This window comes from Sporomusa acidovorans (assembly GCF_900101845.1).
In the GTDB taxonomy this organism is placed as follows: Bacteria; Bacillota; Negativicutes; order Sporomusales; family Sporomusaceae; genus Sporomusa; species Sporomusa acidovorans.
Genome location: NZ_FNAM01000025.1, coordinates 1 through 23,056 on the forward strand (window position 1 = coordinate 1; position 23,056 = coordinate 23,056).

The following is a 23,056-nucleotide window of genomic DNA, read 5'->3' on the forward strand; positions in this document are numbered from 1 at the left end:
CCGTTCGACTTGCATGTGTTAGGCACGCCGCCAGCGTTCGTCCTGAGCCAGGATCAAACTCTCCAATAAAGTATATTTATTGAAGCCATTTGTTGGCTCTTACAATCTATTTGGAAATTGTTTTGGTTTTATATATCGCAAGCGATATATAACCGCACATCTGGCTTTTTGATGCATTACTTACATTGTTCAGTTTTCAGGGAACGACGTGCATGGATGCACTAGTTGCCACATCGTCTGTTTTTGACGAATATTTATTCTTAGCATGTATCTTTCGTTATGTCAACAAAATTATTCATACCATTTATTACCGTTGCTCACAGCGACTTTTATATGATATCATGTTGTTTGCGCCATGTCAACTGTAACTTTTTGGATTTAATTTCTAATCTAAACTTAAGAAAAGCTTTTTATAAAAAATCAAGCCGGAAGTGATTTGTACCACCCATTCCGGCTTTATCTATTATTAACAGGTATACCATTATCAAAACAAAATCATGTCCTACAGTTATTAATTGTCAAATCAAATAGCTGTCTTTAGCAGCACTAACACAAAAAGCGATGTAATCAGCGTGATAATCAGTGAAAATATAAAAGCGGTACGAATAATTTGATTTTCCTGTCCCAGCTTGTCAATAGAAGCTGCCGCATTTTGCAGCTTGGCCGGAGATATCACACTTGCCAGTCCACCCCCAAAAGCCAGGCCAGCCGTTATAATAATTGTTCCCACTAACGTCATATTAAGATTTTGGGCTGTTGTCATTGTATATTTGGCAAACATAGCAATGGTTGATGCCTCACTGCCGGTAATAAATCCGCCGAACAAACCAATAAACGCTACGACAGCCCCGTAGGTATCATGAAAATAGAGAGCGGAGTAATCTGCCAGTACTTTTACCATGCTGGCTGTTTCAAACTTGCCTGTCACCATACTATAACCTGACATATTCATAATTTCACCTATGGAAAAAAATATAGCCGCGGAAAAAACCGGTCTTGGAGCCCGCTGCCACCAAATGGCCAAAGTATTTTTAATCTGCTGACCAGTGGGGCGAATAAACGGAACTGACAAAACTGTACTGATAAATATCCAGGTATAGGCATTCCATAAAGCCCGCGTGTCAATAGCACTGCCATTCGCTGTAATGCCGGCAATCGGCAGTTTTAATGTCCTATATAGAAAATTAAACACATCTTTAGGTACATTTAAAAGCAAAATAAAAACAACCAATAAAATCCATGGAGTCAACGCCCGCCATAAAAAATATTGCCGTTCGTACGCAAGTTCTTCGGCCGTCAGTTTACTCTTATCAATGACTTTTTTTCCTGTTAAAATCAACAGCATGACCATGGCTATTATGACGGCAATCCCGCACAATACTCCTGTCAGCACGACCAGATTATCATACTTATTGCTAAAATATGATACGACGCCAATGACCGTTCCGGTAAGCAAGCAAGGAATTATCCCTTCTTTAATTCCCCGCCATTTTCCTACAATCCAGAGCATACATAAGCCTATTAGGGTAGAAACTACCGGCAAAAACAGATAAAAGGCCATTCCTGCCTGCGCCAGACTAATCTCGTGCCCTTTGCCGAAAAAACTGTTGGCTATATCGACAAATACAACAATGGGGGCACCTAAAAGCGCATACGTACACAATGAGTCATACCCTATTGCGGGCAAAGCAATAGCTACCTGAGTCGAGTAACCCATCGCCAACAGTATGGGCGGCAACAGGGAAACCGGCGTTGCCCCAACCGCTACCATTAAGGTGCCAAAGCCGATATTAATCAGCATAATTTGAATTGCCCGGTTTTCACTGGCTATTGTTTTGATAAAAATTATAATTCGCTTAAGCGCCCCTGTTTGTTCCATAAAAGCCATTTGCAACAAGGAGGTCGCCACAATAAGCGAGACAGCAAAGGACCGTATAAACCCTGCCACTGTCGAACGCAATATGACCTCAATACTTGTCTGAAAAACAAAATAAGCAACCACGGAAATCGTTAACCATCCTACAATGCCACTTACATCTGCTGCCTGTTTCCAAATGATCAGCATAGCCAAAATAACAACAATCGGCAACAGCGTGAATAGTAAGTTCTCCATGTTATTCTCCTTCCTACTTTTGCTACAATACTAGCAAATTCCTACAAAACCTCCTCCTAGAAATAGAATAGCGGAAAGACTTCGCTATGCCAGGCTTTTTCGGATGCAGGCAAAGCTTAGTCGTGCTGTTCGGGCGGAAAGCCATCTTTCCGTCCGGATAAAATAAAAACCCCCATCCCCTAATGGAATAAGGGACGGGAGTAGATTCCCGCGATACCACCCTTGTAGAGTCATTAACCCAAACCAGCTATTGACTCCTCCTCTGTAGAGTACGGGCAAAGCATAAGCTTACCGATACCCCCTTCCCATAACGGCGGAAGTTCCGTCCACACCTACCAAGTTCAAAAAATAATCGTTGAACCCTTCAGCTAGCAACTCTGAGGTGTACTTCACGAATCAACTCCAGTCCGGGCTTTCACCAACCGCCGGCTCTCTGCGCTGTAATCGAAGGCTACTCTCCTCTTCACAGTCTTTAGGATCGTTCTATTTATTTTGTAATCACTGTATAATCCTTTGCATTTTCAGATAGTCAATGTTTCATTGAGTATAATATAGCAATACACATGTTTTTTGTCAAGACTAACGCCTACAAATTATTGTACAGCTAGCGGATACTGCTGGTACGAAAGGATTTTTCTCCGAATTTTTCAATTCCCAGATAATAGTCCAAACTGTACTTACCCGGCCCGATAAAAGCGGCGGCGAAAAAGCTTAGCCCGTCTTCCAGAGACTGCGACGCTTTCTGCAATCCCTTGCCATCTGCCATTTGGCTGATGAATGCAACTAACATATTGCTAAACAGCAAAAAACAGGCCGGACGATAAAACAGTCCAAGAGCAAACAGCAAGCCGCCGCCAAATTCGGCAAAGCTAGACATAAAGCCCCAAATACCAGGTGCAAACTCAATCCCGAATGTGCCCATGGCTTTGCCAAGCCCCGCCCATGCTCCGGGCCCGCCAATAATCTTTGGCCAGCCATGCCACATAAACATTCCGCCCAACCCCAGCCGAAACAACAACAATGCCGAATCCCGAAAGCGGTACAGTATCTCTGCAAATTGCCGCAAAAAATCTTTCAACAAGATCACGTCTCCAAAAATTATTTCTCCAGACAGTTATCCGCAACTTATTCTCTATGTTTAAAACTGGCACACTTTGTTTGGGTGTAATATTCCACATTGTCGCCGCTTACTGTAATGGAACCTAACTGGCAAAGCTTGTTATCATTATACGAACAAGTTTCAACTACGCACTTCAAACAATCACAGGAACCGGAGCTTAACACATTATTTGTCAACTCCGCATAATGCAGTTTGTTCAGATAAGTGCCGCAGTTAGTATGACAGTCCTTGGTGGCTGAATTGCCGACTATATCGATGCAATTTGCGTAACATATACCTGAATTATTGTGGGAACAGTTAATAACCTCACAATCAATTTTCGCCATTTTCCAATGCTCCTCTTTTTATTTGAAGTATCGATCAAGCAAGCCTTTAAAGGCGCAGCCATGTCTGGCCTCGTCCTTACACATTTCGTGAACGGTATCATGAATAGCGTCCAGGTTATGCTGTTTAGCTAACGTAGCCAGTTGTTTTTTGCCGTCACAGGCGCCATATTCCGCTTCGACTCTGGCACTTAAATTGGCTTTGGTATCTGCCATCACTACTTCACCTAAAAGTTCCGCAAATTTTGCGGCATGCTCGGCTTCTTCAAAGGCAATCCGTTTATAGGCTTCTGCTACCTCGGGATAACCCTGCCTGTCCGCTTGGCGGGACATAGCCAAATACATGCCTACTTCCGTGCATTCCCCCATAAAATTAGCGCGTAATCCCTCTACAACCTCTACCGGAACATCTTTGGAAATTCCAATTCTGTGTTCATCCGCCCAAGCCAGGTCCCCGGTCATTTCTTTGAACTTATCCCGACTGGCTTTACAAACCGGGCATTTTTCAGGAGGTTCTTCTCCTTCGTGTACATACCCACATACGGTGCATACAAACTTTTTCATTCTATTCCTCCAGCTTATGTAGAATGGAAATAAAGTGAGACTTAATTCAGGTGGAGTTTTAACTCCTTCTGAATTTTAGTCGAAATTATCCAGGAGCTTAGCGCTGATTTATCTCCCGCTTAAAAAAGCGGGAATATTAGCGGCGGTTAGCTATCGGATAAACCTTTCAGAATTATAGTATTTGAAATTTTTCTATAACAATACCTGTCAAATTTGTTTCACATTCAAAACCGGCATTCATCCCGTGAAGAAAGACTGCCTGATTGAACATAAATGGGGCAAGCCTGAACGCGGAAGACTGATAAGTGCCGCCCGCCTGCGCCGGCAGTATTCTTTAATGCGGAATATATAGATCAATACTCTTGTTAAGTTAAAAAATTAACCTACTTTTTTAGGGGACAAAAACCCTTGCCATACTGTAAAATATAGGTAAACACACTTCCTTCATTCCTCTTTGGTCACAACTTAAATTATTTAGGGAGGCCAAACAATGACGAAGATGACCGTAAAATTACAGGATCTCATTGATTCATTATTTCTTCAGCAATTCCAGGATAACTTCGCCTTGAGTGTGGGTGTTGCCAGCGTAATCGAAGATAACCAGGGCAATACCGTTACTTGTCCCAGCTGTTTTTCCAAGTTATGCAAAGAAATTATCCGGGCATCTCCCCTGGGATTGAAACGGTGTCTGGATGCCGATATCTACGGCGCAACAGAAGCGGTGCGGACTGGTAGACCCACAATCTATAGCTGCCATGCAGGGTTAATCGACTTTGCCGCTCCAATTTTACTGAATGGTCAGGTAATTGGGACAATTTTTGGCGGACAACTTCTGACAAAGGAGCCTGCCAAAGAGCACTGCCATAAAATAGCTCAGGAAATAGGCGTCCAGGCAGATAACTATATGGCCGCAATACAAGAAATCCCTATTGTGGCCAAGGAAAAGGTTCAGGCTGCCGCCAGTGTCCTTTTTTCAGTAGCGAATACCTTATCGAAATACGCCTATCAATCGTTAATGCTAAAAAAAAGCAACCGCGAAATCGTGTTGTCTTATAATCGCTTGGAAAATATATTTAATACCATGTCCGACGGCGTATTAATGATTGATGATCAAGGCATCGTGCAACAGCTCAATGTAATAGCGGAGGAAATTTTTGACCGCCCGGGCTGTGAACTTATTCATAAATCTATCACCGAACTTATGGGCAGTAATACGCCTTTTATCGAAAATGTTTACAAACGCCAAACTGCTTATAATGACTTTGAAATTTTTATTGACGCCAATGTAGGCCGTCTGCACTGCCTGTCCTCCGGCAGGCCAATAGTGGATGATGAAGGGATGCTTTCCGGCGGCGTTATTATTCTCCGCCCGATAAAAAAGGTTCGCAGCCTGATTAACCGCCTAAGCGGCGCCCAAGCCACCTTTCGCTTTAGTGACATTATCGGCCAGTGCCCCGCTATAAAAAAGACCGTACATCTGGCCTCGCAGGCCGCGGCAGGAATGGCCAGCATATTAATTGAGGGAGAAAGCGGCACCGGTAAAGAAGTTTTTGCTCAAGCCATTCACAACCAGAGTTCCCGGCGGGCGGGACCTTTTGTGGCTGTAAACTGCGGAGCGATTCCCCGCGAACTTATGATCAGCGAGTTGTTCGGGTATATAGAAGGCGCGTTTACCGGCGCCAAACGCGGCGGCAGGCCGGGGAAATTCGAGTTTGCTTCAGGCGGAACCATTTTTCTTGATGAAATCGGCGACACCCCGCTGGAACTGCAGGTTGCCCTACTGAGAGTTATCCAGGAACGAAATATAACCCGCATGGGGGATAATAAAGTCATTCCCGTTGATCTGCGGATTATCTGCGCCACCAATAAAAATCTGGCACAAGAAGTACAACAAGGTAATTTCCGCCAGGATTTATATTACCGTCTCAATGTCATCTCCTTAAAAATTCCGCCATTGCGCGAACGCCAGGAAGATATTCCCTTGATTTTCAAGTATATGTTGACTACAATGGGGCGGGAATGGGGAAAGATCTTTACAAAAATTGACCCCCGGGTAATGCCTATACTCCAAAAATATCATTGGCCCGGTAATGTCCGCGAGTTACAGAATGCCGTCGAAAGAATCATTAGTGTTGCCGACGAGGATACGATTTTTCCTGAGCACCTGCCTGACCATATTGTCAATTATCAGTCATTTGCTATCCACCAGTCCAATTCGCCAGGAATACTTTGTGAACGAGAAAGAATCAAACAAAATTTAAACGAAAAAGAGCGTCTGCAGATCCTTGACTATTTGCTAAAAGCAAATGGCAATATCAGCCATGCCGCCAAACAGATGGGAATGGCCCGCAGTACCATGTATCGAAAAATGCGCCAATATGATATTTCCTATTAAGATTCAATTTGGCCATAGACTAAAGATGTCTTGCTGTAGTCTATGGCCTGCTTTATTAGAACGGTTTTACCAAAATTTTAATGTTTTCTTCCTTGCGATTAATTAACTCTTCAAAACCTTTGCCAACAATGTCATCAAGATGAATCTTGCCGGTAATCAATGGCTCCACATCAATTCTGCCATCAGAAACCAATTGTATAGCCGGGGCAAATTCGCCATAATACCCCAGTGATCCGGTAACTTCTTTTTCTGTAAAGGACAGGGCATTGAAATTTAATGTCGATGCTTTTTCAAAAATACCGACAATCACCACCCGGCCTGCGGAACGGGCAAGTTCGATAGCGATCGGCGCCGTTTTATCACTGCCAATACACTCAAATACAACATCAGCGCCGCCGTTGGTCAAATCTTTTACAGCCTTTACTACATCTGTCTCAGTCGGGTCTAATACAGCCGTGGCACCGGCCTGTAAGGCGTATTCCTTCCTGGCTTTAGCCACTTCAATCGTATAGATCTTGCTTGCTCCGGCCGCTTTGGCGCACATCAGGGCGGAAAGGCCGATTGTACCCGCGCCCATAACGACAACGGTATCCCCCTGCACCAGCGGTGCACGCCGAATGGCATGCATGGCCACTGCCAAAGGTTCAATGACCGCGCCAACCTCATATGACATCTTATCAGGAATCTTATACATGGTGTAGGCCGGTACATTCACATATTCGGCAAACGCCCCATCCGTCATTAAGCCTGTAAAGGCCAGCTTGTCACACAGGCTATAGCGGTTCTCCCTGCAGCGCGCGCATTCCCAACACACCTGGCAAGCATCAGGGGCGACCCTGTCACCTACTTTTACGTTGGTAACATCCGGGCCAATTTCTACCACATCGCCGGAAAACTCATGTCCCAGTATTAAAGGCGCCGTATTACCTGTCAATGGGTGCGGTTTATCAACAGGTATAAAAATCGGACCGGCAATATATTCGTGAAGATCCGAACCACAAATTCCGCACCACTGCACCTTAACCTTGACCCAGCCTTTTGGCGGGCTGGGCGGCTCAGGAACATCCATGACTCGCACATCTTTTTTGCCATACCAAACCGCTGCTTTCATCCAAATTCCCCCTCATTAAAAAATAAGAACTGAATACACAAAATTGCTATGTGTATTGCTCCCGCACTGTATTTATGCAAAAAACGCGCCAACGGGAAGTAAATTTTTCCTGTTTTGAAAAGTCAGATAATATAAGGCTGTTTGGTGTGTCCGGAACATATATGTGTTGTGTTTTTGTCCGATTATTAGCCAAAAATGTATCTTCACCGGACACCCCTGCTACATAATAAAAAGGCTTTCGCACTAAGAATAAGTAAGAAAGACTAAAGCTTGTGCCGACGTCAAAATGGGTTGGCACAAGCTTTAATCTTTCTTGTAAAAAGTAATCCCCGGACTCCAAAAAATCCGGGGAATGGTGTAATTATGAAATGCCCTCCAAAAGCCGGCAAAGAAGTTGTTTTTTTAGTTTTGTTTGGTTTGCAAAATGCCCCTGATAAGCTTCTTGTTCTTGGCCAAGTTCATAACAGGTACTATCATCCACATTTACCAGTATCCCCGGCAATCCTATCTGTTCAAAATCCCTGGCGTGTTTATTCCAAAAGGATTCACAGCAGGTGCCGATAAACAGCTTGCAGCCGCGTTTCTTCAAGTTTTTCAACGTCTCTTCCAGCATCTCGTAATTTTGAATCGTAATTGGTTCCAAACCATATTGATCCGCTAAGCTATAAGCCTCGCTTACATCACACCGTCCACACCGTCCGCAGCCCTCGGTATAACGATAGGGGCAATCTACGGCTTTGGCGCAATAAGGAATAAGCAGCGGCTTGTGTTTTCCCCCGGAAATATGGTTAAATACATTGCCAACCATGGTAAGATCAAGAATATCCTCCGGCTTAGCCCCCCACTGTAAAAATGCAAGCTTATCAACCGCTTTGCCTATCGTCCTCGTGAAAATTTCTGGCGAAACCAGTAAGACATGTGCTTGTTGGTTAGTAAAACAAGTGCTGATTGTTTGGCTGATACAGGCAACATCAGGGGGAAGACCAATTAATCCGGCTTCGATTTTTTCAATTATATTGGCGGGGTAAGCAGCAAAGTCACCCGTAATGGATACGCCTGTAATACAGCGTTGCTTCCTATCCAGGAAGACAGAAACGGTAATGAAAGTTCGTTTTGTATACGTATTTCGCAGTTGATAACTGTTGGACGGCAAAGCTGTTGCCCTATTAAACACCCATTGCGGGGCTGCGACCTCCTGACAGGCGGTGTCCAAGTAGTCTTTACTTATTGGTAAATGATTGCTTACGGTAGAAATATCAAAAACTTGACAAAACCCCAGGATCATTGCCGACTTCACCGTATTTAATGAGGGGACTTCACCAAGAGCATCAGCTAGACTGGTAAATTTCTTTCTATATTTATTAATGTCTTTGTTTTGTAATTTTTCTCTGGGAATACGCAAGGCACGCAGTAATGTGCTAACGTCAATATCCTTACTATAGATATAACCCTGATATAAAAAAGCCTGGCCGGTACGCGTACCACAAAACCAGCCAATTTCACAGCCAGCCAGTTCGATTGTCGAGGGATATTGGTAACGCACATTCAGCCCCAGCATTTTCAAGCCACTGACTAGAGCGGCGCCAATTTTCCTCTGCAACGCTTCAATCTGCCGCGGAGTGACAACATCTTGCTGATACAGCACAACCTCCCAGCCCAAGGTTGCCTCTCTGTCCCAATAGATGGTTTTGCCACCGGTTAATCTGCGGCTGACCGTGATACCGTTATCTTTACAAAAGCTTAAACGCACTTCCTGCTCAGCTTTTTGATAATAACCCAGGATAATACAATCAGCGTCATACTGAAAGAAGCGGATGGTATCAGCAACCACTTGCCGGCTACAGGCAGCTAATAATGTTTTATCTGTCGCAATGCCTTGAAAACATGTTTCATATCCTGAATCGATTACCTGCCAAACTTGCTTCATATTGCCAATCCTCCAAAACGGCATCATTTTTTCAAAAAATACCGCAACACATCTCCTGATAAGCAATTTTATAGCCGCACGAACTCGCATAATCCACCGTTTCCCTGGCTGGATAAGCGATAGCGTTGAAGCCGGCGTCAATGGCTAATAATTCAACAGAACGCGAGTAGTGTCCCGGCGGACGGGCACACCCTAAAGCAATGGGGATGTCAGGCAAAAGCTTTCTTGCCTGCCGGAAGATTTCTCTCACTGCATAGAGCGGCGGAAAAGTTACATTACTCATCGGCGTATTTTTAAGAGGATTTAGTAGGACAAGAATCAAACTGTCGGCACCTTCAGCGGCTACCATGTCAAGCGCTTTAAATTCCCCGCGAATTTCGCCATAGTGAAGGCCGATTACAATATGCGGCGATGTTTTCAAGCCGGCGTGACGGGCGGTCCGTAAACTTATTTGATAATCGGCAGACGTATAGGGTAGATGATATACGTTACGAATGGTATCGTCATCACCAATTAAATCAAGAGCTACCCTGGTAATGTTGGCTCCGGCCAGCAAATGTGCCGTATCATCGCTCAACACGCCCGGATGAACCACGACCGCCAAGCCAAGCGCCGCAACCTGTTCGATCGCTTTCGCGAACGGACGCAATGGTACAGAACCGTCCGCGCAGGCACCGCCGCTAATGAGTACACCCTGACAACCTTGCTTGCGTAAATTCTTAGCCAACTCCACTAATTTTTCCGGCTCTGTTACGGATATCATACTATTTAGCAGTTTTCCCTGACAGTGTTCACACCGGCATTCACACGCAGCACCGGTTAAACTGATATTTACAAACGAATTGGCATGATTTTGATACAGGCCGTTGTCATAGTATCTTGTGCCAGGCACATAAAACACAATATTACGCATGCCAAATCTGTCCTTTGATAATTTCTAAATCGCTTTCTTCCGGGCTAAAGGGATAATTTTTCAATACCGTCCCCGGCCTTTCGTTGCCATACGGCCGGTTGCAAGCAACACAACCTTCGTGGTTAGGGCAACCGGAAGTCATAAACGGCTGACCTGCCGCCAGCTTATCGCCCAATAACTCCTCTAATGGTCTGCCGTAACTGATAATTTGTCCTTGGGAATTAAACGTAACATCACGTAGCGTAATTTGTTTATGATTGAAAAAAAACGCTGCTAACTGGATACGCCGATATTGCCCGTAGGAAGGCGGCTGATGATTACTTAACTTACTGCCTGGCTCCGGACAGAAGGAAAATAGATGAGCCTGCGCTCCATATTGACCAGCCCTGGCGATGGTATGCACCATGTCCTGTTCGCTTTCCCCCAAGCCCACGATTAAGTGTACACTGACTTTATCCCGGCCAAAAACCGTAACAGCCTGTTCAATTGACTGCCAGTACTTCTCCCAGCGGTGCGGCCCACCGGCTGCGCTGCCCCGCATGTTGGAAAATAGCTCCGGCGTCGCTGCGTCAACCGCAATCCCCACCATGTCTGCCCCGGCTGATTGTAACTGTTTAAAAAAGGAAGTGGCATCCTGCAGTACGGTTGGCGAAGCTAGAACACTAATCGGTAATTGTGTCGTCCGCAGCTGCTCAACCATAGAAATGCTATCTTGCGCCGCCTGAGGATGCGTAATCATCGATATACAAATCCTGCCAAGCTTTTGAATTTTAACCGCCGCATGCTGCGGTGGCCGCATTAAGCGTTCCATGATCGTTGATAACTCATATGTCGGCCACTTTACTCTGATAAAGGTGCTCTTATCAGGTTCGATTTTTCGTTCTCTGGCAAGGCCGCAATAACCGCAGTTCGCACGGCAGCCATCTTGATAGGTCATAAGTAAATTTAAGCTTCCCGGATAAGCGTTACGATAAAAACTGCCTGGCTCCAACCCCAGGGCCATTGCGCCAGCCAGGCTGGTCTGCACAAAATCCGGACTTTCCTGTCTGCAAACAGTATCCATGACAGCCCCTCCCCCCATAAAATTGCCTGTTGCTATTGCGTATAATACTCCGGAAATGCAATCCAGCTGCGCCGGATCAGCGCCAAAAATTTTTCCGGATCATTGGTCCATTCCCGGTTGCGACTGTTTAACCGTTCGCGGGCAATGGCAAACTGCCTGCTATACTCCTCATGTAATATACGCGGGTAATTTTCACTTACGAGATGTTCGTCCTTACTCTTTACCTGTCTGATAACCGCCATTGCCGCCAGGTGTCCGCTCCTCACAGCATTCATAATCCCCGCGCCTGTTACCGGATGCGTACAACCGGCTGCGTCACCGGCCAAAAGCATATTTTTTTGGGCCAAACAGCCCGCTAACCCGCCGGTAGGGATAAAACCACCGGTTTTGGCCACAATCCTGTCCGATTGTACAACTTGCCGCTGCATAAGGCTGCGGCAAAATTCATGTAATAAGCAGTGTAACTGATTTTTAACCGAAGCGTGAATGGCTATCCCGGCATTAACAGTATTTCCTTTAGGAAAAGCCCAGGCATAGCCGCCGTAATAGTCCGGCTCAAAATAGATCTCAACATGCGTCATCGGCTTATGAAGCAACAGCTCATATTGAAGGGCAACACAATTTTCCTGCCGCCCGTTTCCCAGTCGGCCACTGACTAAGGAATGCGGGCCGTCGCAGCCCAAAATAAATGTTGCGTAAATTTTTCCCCTTTCGGTTCCCTTTGTTATTGTCACGGCATGATCTCCGACGGCAACAGCACGGGTCGCGCTCATAACGGTAACCCCCGCGTTTTTTGCCTCATCGGCCTGATACTTATCCCACAAATTGCGGTTAAGCGTATACCCGGGTGCAGCTAACGTATGGACCGGCTTACCGTTAATAAAGGTTTTAATGCCCTCAACCCGCTGGGCAATATCGCCCGCCCGGAGCGGCGCATACCGGGAAATCGGACGCGGCACAAATTCGGCACATTGAATCTTGTTACCAATTTCCAAACGTTGATCCAGCAGAGCCACCTTAAGCCCTGCCTGACCAAGCCGTTTCGCCGCCGTACTGCCGGCCGGCCCGGCCCCGATGACAACAGCATCATAGTACTCATCTGGCGGCTTCACGGCAATCACTCATTTCCATTCGCTTCATTGCTTGGGCCTTATCGACGGCAAGCAATACGGCCGTGACAAAATGTTCAGGGAAAACACCCGGAATTTCGACCTGATTGGTTTGAAAAAAACGGGTAATAGCAGCCGCGATTCGTTGTTTGTCGATAGGTAGGTTTTTTAGCGTTGTTTCCAGGTCATTAATCGTTCTCGCTGGATAAGCAAAAAAATCGCCGCTGATTATCACATACTTGATTACCTGTACGGCTTCATCCAGGCGCATTTGCACCCGGATAAGCCCCCCCGGTGTCTTGTAGTTGGTTGTAGAATCTAGTGTATTAATCACGTGACCAACTTGGCCGAAAACCCAGGCATCGCTGCGGAAATAGGGCAAGGTTTCCGCAAACATTCGTTCTTCCGGCAACGTTAATTCCCCGGGAAAAAAATCATACCCTAACGTTGCTTGCAGGTTTTTTAAAATTGCCTGCTTTATTACTTGCTGTTCGGGCACATACCCGAGCTGGTCTTGCAATGATGTCACCCGTTCCCGCATGGATTTGACGGCTTTATCATCCAGCTTTTCCAAAGGAAACCGTAAGACCCGGAGCATTTCATCAATATCGAAATCCACCAGTAAACTACATTGAAAGACAAAGGAATCCGCCAGTTCAGTGCCGCCGGTTCCCGCGATTTTACGCCCGTTTATTTCAATATCATTGACCGGACGGTAAGCGGCTTTTACTCCCATCGTTGTTAAACTTCGGGCCATGGCCTCGCATAATAAGCGGTACATGTTTTCCACTTTACGGGGGATACCCGGTGTCTTTTTACTGGCATACATTTCCCAGCCTAATTCTAAGCGTCCCCAGTAGAGGCTGCCGCCGCCGGTAATTCGCCGGTTGATATGAATACCGTGCTGGCGGCAATAGGGGACGTTCACTTCCAAAAATACATTTTGATGAATACCGACCAGCGCACAGGGTTTAAACTGCAGAAACCGTAAGGTATTAGGAATAAGTTCCCGGCTATGAGCTTCCATGATGACTTGGTCTAAGGCCATATGCTCGGCGGCGGTGCGCGGCGCTGAATCCAACACCCGGAAGACGGTATAGTTATCCTGATTACGCATCGGCTTTCTCATCTTCTGTAAGCCACGCGCATAACTCCGCAACCGTCATAAGGCCAGCGAATTCTCCAGGGTTGGTTATTTCAATTTCCGCAAACCAGCTATTATAGGGAAACTGGTTAATAAGTGCCGGCGTGGCAACAACATTCTCATTCACTTTGGTTACTCTACCGCTTACAGGTGAATACACACGTCCTACCCATTTGCCGGCTTCCAGCGATCCACAGGCATTGCCTCCTTCAACCTGTGTTCCGGCAGCCGGCAATGCCAGATAGAGAATATCGCCCGTGATCTCCAGCCCATAAGGAGTCAACCCAAAGTAAACTTTATTTTCGTCTTTCTTGACCCATTGATAGTGCGTATCATAGAATAGGTTTTCAGGAAAATTCCGTTTATTAACTTCCACCTTATCTCCCCCCTTTGTGTTCCGGCTTACTCCTCCACGGCCATTAACAGCAATTCGGCTATGTCCATAACCGTTAGCGGCAGTTTTTCCGTCCGGGCTGCTTTCTCCAGCATCTGCTCACATTGCTGACAAGCAGATACGACAATCGCAGCACCGGTTGCCGCAGCCTCCCTGATACGTTTACAGGCAATAGCGTCCGCTAAACCGGGATCAGCCCCCTGCAGATTTCCCCCGCCGCCACAGCAGGTTGATTCCTCCCCATGGGTTGCCATTTCCACAAATGTTATTCCCGGGATGCTGTTGATGATCGTGCGCGGTATTTGAACAACACCGCTGTTGCGCCCTAAATCACAGGGATCATGATAGGTAACCGTCTCCTTCAACTCTTGGGGAACTAATTTGCCTTGCGCAATCAATTCTGCCAGTAATTCTGTTGCATGGACCAGCCGGAAACCAAGATCTTCACCCAAAATTTCCGGATAAATATGACTCCAGACATGATAGCAGGAGGCACAACCGGTCACCAGTGTTTTTACTCCCATTTCCCGTATCTTAGCAACATTGTGTCTGGCAAACTCCGTTATTGCCGCTGCCTGTCCGGCCGCCAGCAAAGGAAAACCGCAGCACCATTCTTCCGAGCCCAAGGTAGTAAAATTAACCTGTGCCTTCTGCAATAGCTGCACCATGGCAACAGGAATCTGGGCAGCCCGCGGGAAAAATGAGGATACGCAGCCGACAAAATACGCGACTTCCGCCCCCGGCTCTTGATCCAGACTGTCAGGTATCTCATCCAGATCCTCCGCCCAATCCAGCCGGGTTACATTATCAAAGCTGGAAATGTTTTTTCTGCTTTTTAAATTATCAGTCATGGCCTGATATGCTGCCGGCGCTTTGCCTTCAGCGACAAGCCGGCTCCGCAAATCCTTCCATAGTGACTGAAGGTCTATCCTGGCAGCGCATGCCCGGGTGCAGGCGCCGCATAGCGTACACTGCGTAACCCTTTTGGCATATTCGGGGCTTATCCCGCCCTGGCTGTTTCGGGCAAACAATTCGCGAGCCAGCGAAATCTTGGCCCGGGGTGTTGCCGATTCCCACCCGATCTCCCGGTAAACCGGACAATCGTTCCGGCAATTGCCGCAGCGTCCACATATAAGGGATTCATCGATTAGATTCTGATAAAAACTGGGCAAGCTCATGGCTGATTCCTCCCTCCCCTGTACACCCACCGGGTAGCGGCCAAAACATCCATTCCTACCGCAAATAAGGGGGGTTTAAGTAATAAAGGTGCCTCATACCGTTTTCCGGGATTCATGATGTTATGCGGATCAAGCAGTTGCTTGCGCCGCTTTAATTCGGCAAGTTCCTGATTGGTTTGGCATCTGGACAAATAAGGCGTATTCCAAAGGCCGATGCCGTACGGTACGCCACCATGTCTGGCACCAATGTCATGCAGTTTTTTTACCAGGGCTAATCCCTGCAGATAGCCAACCGTATCCCGTTCATCTGCATTAAACATCGTCATAATCATGGCATATTGGGGAGATATAATATGCCCGTAACTGTTTATTTTCAGCTTTTGTTTATCACCAAAGGCAGCAACAGCAGCCAAATAATCGGCAAGTTTTAGGATCGGCAGGCAAATTTCCGCCCCTAATAACGAAGGCCCTTCCCGTTTTAAAACCAAAGAATAAAACCGGTGCCGCCATTCCTGGTTTCCCTCCGTCTCTCCCAACTCTCCTCCCTTTGCTGCCTGTAAACAGCGCTTAAAGGCTAAACGGGCTGTCTGCGTTTCCTCTGCCGAGCCGTCGGCATCAAAAGCAACCGTGTAAGCTTCTCCTGACTGCGATCCTGCCAGCCCCAGGCGCTGCCTGCGCGAATTGCAGCCCGGATCGCTAAAGTGCAGGTTGAAAGGCTTGTTTTTTAACTCTACAGCCTCTTCGATAAAAGTCTGCATTTGCCCGGCATTCTCAAATACAGCTACGTTATGCCACTCAGTTTCCGGCTTGGAACGCACCTTGAGCTCAACTTCCATCACAATACCCAATGTTCCCTCCGAAGCGGCAAACCAGGTTAGCGGCGGCTTGCTGGTTTTATCCAGTTTTTTATTACTGCCGTCAGGCAAAACCACCTGCGCTGCAACGACCTGGTCCATTACCGGACCATATTGTAAACTGCCAATGCCATATCCCATCATGACCAGCCAGCCGCCAATGGTAGCAGCCTGCGCGCTGCTGGGATATGAGCAGGTAGCCAGGCCAAACGGTTCAAGCCGCCGTTCAAGCTCCCACCAGGTCATGCCTGCCCCCACCCGGACAACACGATTTTCCGCGTCTACGGCTGTCAAACCGTTTACGCCGTTGATGTCAAGGATGATGCCGTTTTGTGTACAAACGGCGTTGAAATAAACAGTAGATCCCCCAGCCCGGGTTGTTACGGCAACCTTTTGTTCCTTGGCCAGTTTAACAAGGCAGGCAACTTCTTCTGTGGTTTGGGGTCTGACGACGATGTCCGGCAGCGTATGGGCCAGTGGCTTGACTAAAAAATCCGGAATAGGCGCCAAATCCCGTTCATAAAAGCTACGTTCAAAGTCATCCGTTGTGGCGCGATTACCAAAGATACTTTTTACCTGTTCCACTGTCTGCGCATCCATATATTTCCCCCTTTCCTCACAAAAGCCGGTTTGATCATGCCATTAGTCCTTTTTAGCATATTTGGCGTGTTCTTCCGTGAAAAATTTGTCGGCGTCTTCGCCGCAAATCAGACCCTTCAAACCTTCCTCCAGGTTATCGGCTTCCATAACACAAATCCAGCCTGCTCCATAGCAGTCGCTGTTTAACAGCTTCGGATTACCCGGTAATTCGGTATTGGCCTCAAGAATCTTGCCGGCTAAAGGCACCTGAATTTTCCCCGCCCATTTTCCTGATTGAATGGAACTCAGCGTTGCTCCGGCCGCCAATGTTTTACCCACCCGGGGAATCCGGATGAAGGTAATCTCCCCGGCCAACTTTTGCATAAAGTCGGTAATCCCAATACGAATCTTGTTTCCCTCCACTTTTACCCACGCATGATCATGCGTATAATATAAACTTTGCGGGCTATCATAAAGCGCCACTTTGTTATCACTCCTATCGTAATATAGTATCCAATTTTACAGGCAGGGTGTTAGTACAAGCGGAAGTCAAGCGCCAGCGGTGGAGCGTTACTAACACCCTGACAGATGAAAATCTTTATTGGATTTCATCTAGCTAGTATCCAGTCGCTAAATATGTCCAGAAAAAGAGTTGCTTCGCCATCCTCCTGGTTTTGCGTCCACTTTTTTAGTGCCTGCGCAACAGCAAGCTCCTGCAAATAACAGCCGTTTAAAAATTGTGGCAGCGACTGAAGATTTACATTCTCCAGACATGAAAGTCCCTGAGATTCAAACTCAATAATCCGGTTGTTTTGCACAACCATAATGCCATAGCCGGAGCAGGGGCGGCCAAACCTGCCAGGGCAGCGGCTTTGGCCGTCAAGCGAAGATCTGATACACTGGGGAAAAGGATGCAGCCGCACATAGGTTCCTTCGTTTATTTTTATTTGGCGGATCTTACTCCGTTTCCCGGGCAAATGTAAGAATTCCTGACTTGTTAGATAACCGGCTATACTGGCGGTGGCTTCTTTCATGTCCTCGGAATACACTCCCGGTTCCAGCTCCAGCCAGGCCGCAAAATGATCAGCCAGCTTTTTCTCCACTGCCTCAATCGCAGGCATATACCCCAATTCCTCACCCATGGTTGTTAAATATTTTTCCAGTGATAATTTTATCCACTCGCGATAACGACAACTGGCGGCATGGAGTACATTGGCCATAACCGTGCGGTCAAACGCCAGTAAAATATTGCCGGTATAGACCGCGAAGCCATTTATGTCGCCGGCACCATTGCCGGAAATTTTTTTACCGTTAACAACAATATCGGCCGGCAGTTTAACCGCGGCGTTTATGCCAAAATCTGCTAAGGTTTTGATTGCCGGTTGGAGAAACCGGTGAAAAAACTGTTCTCTTTTACCTGTCAACAGCGGGTTGGTTGCCCGTAAAACAAGTTGAAAAAATAGCTGCCCCTCTGCCAGCAAAACCGTGCCGCCGCCAATATCCCGCCGAATCAGCGGGATATTATTTTCCTGGCAATACCGCTGGTCTAGTTCTTGCTGCAAATCATCATGCAATCCGAGGCAAACGCAGCGGGACAAGGGGCGGCAGAGTACCAGCCCTTCCTGCCGCATTTGCGCCAGGGCATGATAGACGGCCTGTGTCTCATCCCAGGGTATAGCGCCCAGTCGATACAACTTCATCGGCAAAATTCACCTCAAATATGTCGGCAAACTGGTTAAGTAAGGTCATACCAACCTCAGCAAGACTGACTTCGATGCCTAACTCCCGCATCGACACGACAGGCCGGTCCGTAATCCCGCAGGGATTAATCATGTCGAAATAACTCATGTCAGGATTAATATTCAAGGAAAACCCGTGCATGGTGACCCAACTGCGCGCCCCAATACCAATGGCCGCTATTTTTCCTCGTTCAGTCCAGACACCTGTCAGCCCCGGTTCTCTAAAACTGTTTATCCGGTATTTGGCCAGCGTCCTGATAATAACTTCTTCCAGTTGGGTACTGTAATAATGCAGGTCTTGCCTGTATCCCCGCAGGTCCAGGATAGGATACCCAACCAGTTGACCGGGACCGTGATAAGTAATATCGCCGCCCCGGTCAACTTCAATCACTTCCAGCCCCCGTTTGCGCAGAACCTTGTCCGAAACCTTGATATTGTTCCTGCTGCCGCCGCGGCCTATGGTATATACCGGCAAGTGTTCAACAAACAACAGTGTGTCCTGCCCCGTGCCGCTGCGCCTTTTGGCGGCAAGTTCCTGTTGAAACTGCCAAGCTTCCTGATAGGGAAGCAGCCCTAAATGTAACAATTGGCAGGTTTTATAGCGTGTTTTATTTTTCAAAACAGCTCATCGCCGCTTTTACCGGCAAGCCCGGGATGGATATCAAACCGCACTACCCCAACAACGGCTTTGTTGTTCGCAGCTTTTTTTACGGCAGCTACCCCTTCGTGGCCAAAACCGCCGCATAGTTCAATGGCGCCGATTCCTTGAGCAACAAGTTCTTTTACTGTTGCTACCGCTGACAGGTAATCACTGACCCCGATAACCGTCAATTCTACCTGGGGCGTTGTTATCACCGACCGGTGTTGTTGACTGTTGGCCTCAGGGGCAATAAAAATAAAGGCCGCTTTCAGCATTTTTATCCCTCCTTCATTGCTATACAACATGCTAAAGATTTTGCCGATACACCGCCTGCCTGCGCCACCCAGCTTTTTGCCTGCGGAGTATAGGACAATAAATTAAAGCATCCCGTTTTCCTTACTCATTTCGCTAAAAGAGAAATCGGCATGATAGGAACTGCGGACCATCGGCCCTGCACTAACATGCAAAAAGCCCATCGACAACGCCTTTTGCCGCAGCCTGTCAAAAACAGCGGGACGGATATATTCCGCGACAGGTAAATGGTCCGGCGACGGACGGAGATATTGGCCCAGCGTCAGCATCTGGCAACCGGCCTGATATAAATCGCTCATCACGGCAACGACTTCCCCGATCCTCTCGCCCAGCCCCAGCATTAAACCTGATTTTGTCACGATCTCCCGGCTAGCCTGACGGGCCCGGCTAATAACTTCCAAAGAGCGGACATAACTGGCCTGGGGTCTGACAGACGAATACAGCCGGGGAACCGTTTCCATATTATGGTTTAGAATATCGGGTCCGGCCTGCAGCACTGTCTGCAACGCCGCCAGACTTCCCTGAAAATCGGGAATCAATACTTCAATACCAGCCTCCGGCAAATTTTTTCTTACGGCCTTGACCACGGCGGCAAACTGGCCTGCCCCGCCGTCGGCCAGGTCATCCCGGGTGACGGAAGTAATCACCACATGCCGGAGTCCTAAATGCTTAGCCGTAGCGGCCAGCATTGCCGGTTCGCTGTTATCAACCGCCGCGGGAATTCCATGCGGCACCGCGCAAAAATGACAATTGCGGGTACAACTGTTGCCTAGAATCATAAACGTGCAGGTCTGTTTACTGAAACATTCACCGATATTGGGACAATCAGCGCTTTCACATACCGTGTGCAGCCGGCCTTGATCTAACAATGCTTTCATCCTGTCAAGCGCGGCCGCCTCCGGGACAGGCAAAGTCAGCCAGGCTGGTCTGTCTGTGCGCATCGCCATAGCCGCCATTATTCAAAAGCGTCAAGCGCTTTCATAATCGTCGTTGACAAATAGGCCATTGCCGGTGAACCGCCAAAGGCAACTGCCACCGCCGCCGCTTCCAGAATTTCATCCCGGCTGGCGCCTTCGGCCAAGGCATTTTTAACATGAATGTTCATGCAGTATTCACAACGAACGGCAAGCGCAATACCGATACCAATCAATTCCTTATACTTACGTTCCAGTTCTCCCTCGACATAAGCTGCCTGGTCCATCTGGACAAAGGCAGCCATTAATTCCGGACTATCCGCCTGCAATTGATTCATGCCCTCTTGTAGTTCACTCAACAACTCCATGCTGTCTTCTGCCATTTTTTACCCCACCTTTTTTATTAATAAATGTGACTCTTATTTAAATAAAGATTCTATGCGGTTGTTCAATCAGTTTAATGAGTACTGCCAAAAACTCTGCTGCCGGCGCACCGTCAATCACGCGATGATCAAAAGCGAGTGACAGCCCCATGATCGGCCTGATAACAATCTGTTCACCGGCTACAACCGGTTTTTTTACTGTCCGGCCAACGCCCAAAATAGCCGATTCGGGTTGATTGATAATCGGTGTAAAGTAATCAACCGAACCATAACCTCCCAAATTGGTAACCGTAAACGTGCCTGCTGTCATTTCTTCAGGATCAAGCTTATTTTTCCGGGCGCGTTTGGCAAAATCCTTAATTTCCTTGCTTACGTCGGCGAGACTTTTCTTATTGGCATTCTTGACGACCGGAACGACCAAGCCATCCGGAATGGCAATGGCCACACCGATGTTGATATCCTGCAAGACCAAAATTTCTTCACCATTTAATGTGGAATTGATTTTAGGATGTATTTCCAGCGCCTTGGCCACAGCCTTAACCAGAATATCGGTTACCGAAACTTTGTCGTTATCTTTAACGTCAGCATTGATCGTAGCGCGCAACGTCTGTAAGGCCGTTAAATCAACATCCGTATGGTGGGTAACCTTGGGGGCGATTGTCCAGCTGTTAGCCATATTCTCGCCAATGACCTGACGCATGCCTTCATACGGAATTACTTCAATGGTTGCGCGCCGATCCTTGGCAGCATTTTTATCCGCGATTGCCTGCTCAATGTCCTCTCTGACAATCCGCCCTTCCGGACCTGTTCCGGCAAGCTGGCTATAATCAATGTCATTGGCCTCAGCCAGCACACGCGCAGCCGGTGAAATTTTAACCTTGGCGCCAGGCGCTTTCACGGTTGAGACTGTTACCGCCTTGCCGGCCGGCGCTTTGTCCGCCGCCGGAGCGGAATTACCGATATTGGCGGCTGCAATCAGCTCGCTGATATCTTCCCCGGTACTGCCGATAACGCCTAACAGACCGCCAACCGGTAGCTTGGCTTTTTTGGCCGCAATAATCTTCAGCAGTGTCCCGTCAGCGGGTGCTTCAATTTTATTGGAAATTTTATCAGTCATGACTTCCAACAAAACATCGCCTTTTTTTACGGAATCGCCTTCATTTTTCAGCCACTTGCCGACAGTCCCTTCTTTCATGGACAAACCTAATTTCGGCATATTAATTGGTGTCGCCATCATTGTCCTCCTCTTGACTATGTTTTCAATTATCTTTAATGCAACTGTAGCCTTGTGCAACCGCCGCCCGGAGGGCAGCAGCGGCATCGACTACTTTAGGACCGTCAAAAGTCAATTGCACCTGCACCTTTTCGTCCTGACGGACTTCCACCTCGCGTTCACCGTCTAAAGCGATAACACAGGCTTCATTTATTTCAATAACCTCACCGATCTTGATATACTTACCGTTTTGGATTGGCACACATTCAATCAACCCGGGGGCAATCGGCGCGCGGATCTGCAAACTTCCTGCGCCGATTGCAAGCTCAACCCCTCTGGCCTCTCCGGGTGTAACCGGCATGAAGTTGCCTACGATGGAAGATATGCCAATATTATGCGGCTCACCGCGAGTCACCAAAATACGCCGTATCTTGGCAACATCCCAAACTGCGCGGGAGCCAATAAACGTATCTTTCAGAACAACGGCATCCACAATAGCGCTATCAAGCGGCTGACCATTTTTGTAAATCACCAATTTTTTGCTGGGGTTGATCGCCGGTGCCGTCGCAACAAGTCCCCTGGCAACCACGGCTGCCGCCAAGCCGGCAATTGTCCCTTCAACTAATGTGGGAAACACATTATTAGTTCCCGTGGAAATAGGAAGAATGGGAACATCCCGGCAGCCTTTAGCCACAAGACGATTAGTGCCATCCCCGCCCAGAGTAATGATGCAGTTCACCCCGCTGCTGGCCATCGCGTCTGCCGCGTGAAAACTGTCCACCTGTGTCCCTGTCACACAAATATCCGCCGCGACAAATTCCATGTCCGGCCGGTGCCGGCTGCAGATATTTTCCAACGCACCGGCAACAATCCCATAATACTCCGGCATATAAGTTACCTTTCTGACTCCCGCTGCGGCCAGACTTAAAATCACCCGCCGGACAATATTGACTTTTTCCAGATTATCCACAACCGTCCCGTAGGCCACAAGCCGCCTGATATCTTTACCCGAAGCCGGGTTGGCAATGATACCAACATGCCCCATACTTCCCACTCACCACCCTACGT

The 23,056-nt window shown here is 47.6% G+C and carries 22 protein-coding genes, 1 rRNA gene and 1 other annotated feature; of the genes, 1 reads left to right on the forward strand and 22 read right to left on the reverse strand.

Annotated elements, in window-relative coordinates; genetic code table 11:
- The 5 genes from BLR65_RS16700 to BLR65_RS16720 all read right to left on the reverse strand — a co-directional run.
- Nucleotides 1-69, reverse strand: a 16S ribosomal RNA gene (locus tag BLR65_RS16700); the annotation flags it as partial.
- Between the two features lie 454 nt (nucleotides 70-523).
- Nucleotides 524-2,113, reverse strand: coding sequence for an L-lactate permease (locus BLR65_RS16705; RefSeq protein ID WP_093795324.1), 1,590 nt, complete (start codon nucleotides 2,111-2,113; stop codon nucleotides 524-526).
- A gap of 187 nt (nucleotides 2,114-2,300) precedes the next feature.
- Nucleotides 2,301-2,589: a binding site (T-box leader), on the reverse strand.
- A 128-nt stretch (nucleotides 2,590-2,717) separates the two neighbouring features.
- Nucleotides 2,718-3,194, reverse strand: coding sequence for a DoxX family protein (locus BLR65_RS16710; protein ID WP_245692854.1), 477 nt, complete (start codon nucleotides 3,192-3,194; stop codon nucleotides 2,718-2,720).
- A 44-nt stretch (nucleotides 3,195-3,238) separates the two neighbouring features.
- Nucleotides 3,239-3,559: a DUF1540 domain-containing protein gene (locus tag BLR65_RS16715; protein WP_093795325.1), complete on the reverse strand. Its 321-nt coding sequence runs from the start codon at nucleotides 3,557-3,559 to the stop codon at nucleotides 3,239-3,241.
- Nucleotides 3,560-3,577: 18 nt separating this feature from the next.
- On the reverse strand, nucleotides 3,578-4,120 hold the full coding sequence (locus tag BLR65_RS16720; protein WP_093795326.1) for an NADH peroxidase: 543 nt from the start codon (nucleotides 4,118-4,120) through the stop codon (nucleotides 3,578-3,580).
- 490 nt (nucleotides 4,121-4,610) lie between these two features.
- Here BLR65_RS16720 and BLR65_RS16725 point away from each other — a divergent pair, with 490 nt between their 5' ends.
- Complete coding sequence (locus BLR65_RS16725; RefSeq protein ID WP_093795327.1) at nucleotides 4,611-6,515, forward strand: sigma 54-interacting transcriptional regulator; 1,905 nt, start codon at nucleotides 4,611-4,613, stop codon at nucleotides 6,513-6,515.
- 55 nt (nucleotides 6,516-6,570) lie between these two features.
- On the opposite strand, the gene BLR65_RS16730 is transcribed toward BLR65_RS16725, so the two are convergent.
- The 17 genes from BLR65_RS16730 to BLR65_RS16810 form a co-directional block, all read right to left on the reverse strand.
- On the reverse strand, nucleotides 6,571-7,626 hold the full coding sequence (locus BLR65_RS16730) for a 2,3-butanediol dehydrogenase (protein WP_093795328.1): 1,056 nt from the start codon (nucleotides 7,624-7,626) through the stop codon (nucleotides 6,571-6,573).
- 361 nt (nucleotides 7,627-7,987) lie between these two features.
- Complete coding sequence (locus BLR65_RS16735) at nucleotides 7,988-9,553, reverse strand: lipoyl protein ligase domain-containing protein (RefSeq protein ID WP_169717012.1); 1,566 nt, start codon at nucleotides 9,551-9,553, stop codon at nucleotides 7,988-7,990.
- Between the two features lie 31 nt (nucleotides 9,554-9,584).
- Entirely contained in the window at nucleotides 9,585-10,466 is an 882-nt protein-coding gene (locus tag BLR65_RS16740) for a radical SAM protein (protein WP_093795330.1), read from the reverse strand.
- Complete coding sequence (locus tag BLR65_RS16745; RefSeq protein ID WP_093795331.1) at nucleotides 10,459-11,529, reverse strand: radical SAM protein; 1,071 nt, start codon at nucleotides 11,527-11,529, stop codon at nucleotides 10,459-10,461. The genes BLR65_RS16740 and BLR65_RS16745 overlap by 8 nt, the downstream gene beginning before the upstream one ends.
- A 32-nt stretch (nucleotides 11,530-11,561) precedes the next feature.
- Nucleotides 11,562-12,641 carry a geranylgeranyl reductase family protein gene (locus BLR65_RS16750; RefSeq protein WP_169717013.1) on the reverse strand — a complete coding sequence of 360 codons (1,080 nt, stop codon included), beginning with the start codon at nucleotides 12,639-12,641 and terminating at the stop codon, nucleotides 11,562-11,564.
- Nucleotides 12,625-13,755: a lipoyl protein ligase domain-containing protein gene (locus BLR65_RS16755; RefSeq protein ID WP_169717014.1), complete on the reverse strand. Its 1,131-nt coding sequence runs from the start codon at nucleotides 13,753-13,755 to the stop codon at nucleotides 12,625-12,627. Before BLR65_RS16755 ends, BLR65_RS16750 begins: the two co-directional genes overlap by 17 nt.
- Nucleotides 13,748-14,158 carry a glycine cleavage system protein H gene (locus BLR65_RS16760; RefSeq protein WP_169717015.1) on the reverse strand — a complete coding sequence of 137 codons (411 nt, stop codon included), beginning with the start codon at nucleotides 14,156-14,158 and terminating at the stop codon, nucleotides 13,748-13,750. Before BLR65_RS16760 ends, BLR65_RS16755 begins: the two co-directional genes overlap by 8 nt.
- Nucleotides 14,159-14,184: 26 nt before the next feature.
- Entirely contained in the window at nucleotides 14,185-15,354 is a 1,170-nt protein-coding gene (locus BLR65_RS16765) for a (Fe-S)-binding protein (protein WP_093795335.1), read from the reverse strand.
- Nucleotides 15,351-16,808, reverse strand: a complete 1,458-nt coding sequence (locus BLR65_RS16770; RefSeq protein ID WP_093795336.1) for an FAD-binding oxidoreductase — start codon at nucleotides 16,806-16,808, stop codon at nucleotides 15,351-15,353. Before BLR65_RS16770 ends, BLR65_RS16765 begins: the two co-directional genes overlap by 4 nt.
- A gap of 42 nt (nucleotides 16,809-16,850) precedes the next feature.
- Entirely contained in the window at nucleotides 16,851-17,270 is a 420-nt protein-coding gene (locus BLR65_RS16775; protein WP_211285246.1) for a glycine cleavage system protein H, read from the reverse strand.
- Between the two features lie 125 nt (nucleotides 17,271-17,395).
- Nucleotides 17,396-18,487 (reverse strand): lipoate--protein ligase family protein, encoded by a 1,092-nt coding sequence (locus tag BLR65_RS16780; protein WP_093795338.1) that lies wholly within the window; start codon nucleotides 18,485-18,487, stop codon nucleotides 17,396-17,398.
- Nucleotides 18,450-19,145 carry a lipoyl(octanoyl) transferase LipB gene (gene lipB / locus BLR65_RS16785; protein ID WP_093795339.1) on the reverse strand — a complete coding sequence of 232 codons (696 nt, stop codon included), beginning with the start codon at nucleotides 19,143-19,145 and terminating at the stop codon, nucleotides 18,450-18,452. Before lipB ends, BLR65_RS16780 begins: the two co-directional genes overlap by 38 nt.
- Nucleotides 19,142-19,441 (reverse strand): DUF6506 family protein, encoded by a 300-nt coding sequence (locus tag BLR65_RS16790; protein ID WP_093795340.1) that lies wholly within the window; start codon nucleotides 19,439-19,441, stop codon nucleotides 19,142-19,144. The genes lipB and BLR65_RS16790 overlap by 4 nt, the downstream gene beginning before the upstream one ends.
- 102 nt (nucleotides 19,442-19,543) lie before the next feature.
- Nucleotides 19,544-20,419, reverse strand: coding sequence for a lipoyl synthase (lipA, locus tag BLR65_RS16795; protein ID WP_169717016.1), 876 nt, complete (start codon nucleotides 20,417-20,419; stop codon nucleotides 19,544-19,546).
- 14 nt (nucleotides 20,420-20,433) lie between these two features.
- Nucleotides 20,434-20,775 (reverse strand): carboxymuconolactone decarboxylase family protein, encoded by a 342-nt coding sequence (locus BLR65_RS16800; protein ID WP_093795342.1) that lies wholly within the window; start codon nucleotides 20,773-20,775, stop codon nucleotides 20,434-20,436.
- Between the two features lie 40 nt (nucleotides 20,776-20,815).
- Complete coding sequence (locus BLR65_RS16805) at nucleotides 20,816-22,009, reverse strand: dihydrolipoamide acetyltransferase family protein (RefSeq protein ID WP_093795343.1); 1,194 nt, start codon at nucleotides 22,007-22,009, stop codon at nucleotides 20,816-20,818.
- A gap of 25 nt (nucleotides 22,010-22,034) precedes the next feature.
- Nucleotides 22,035-23,033, reverse strand: a complete 999-nt coding sequence (locus BLR65_RS16810; RefSeq protein ID WP_093795344.1) for an ATP-NAD kinase family protein — start codon at nucleotides 23,031-23,033, stop codon at nucleotides 22,035-22,037.
- Nucleotides 23,034-23,056: the final 23 nt, after the last annotated feature.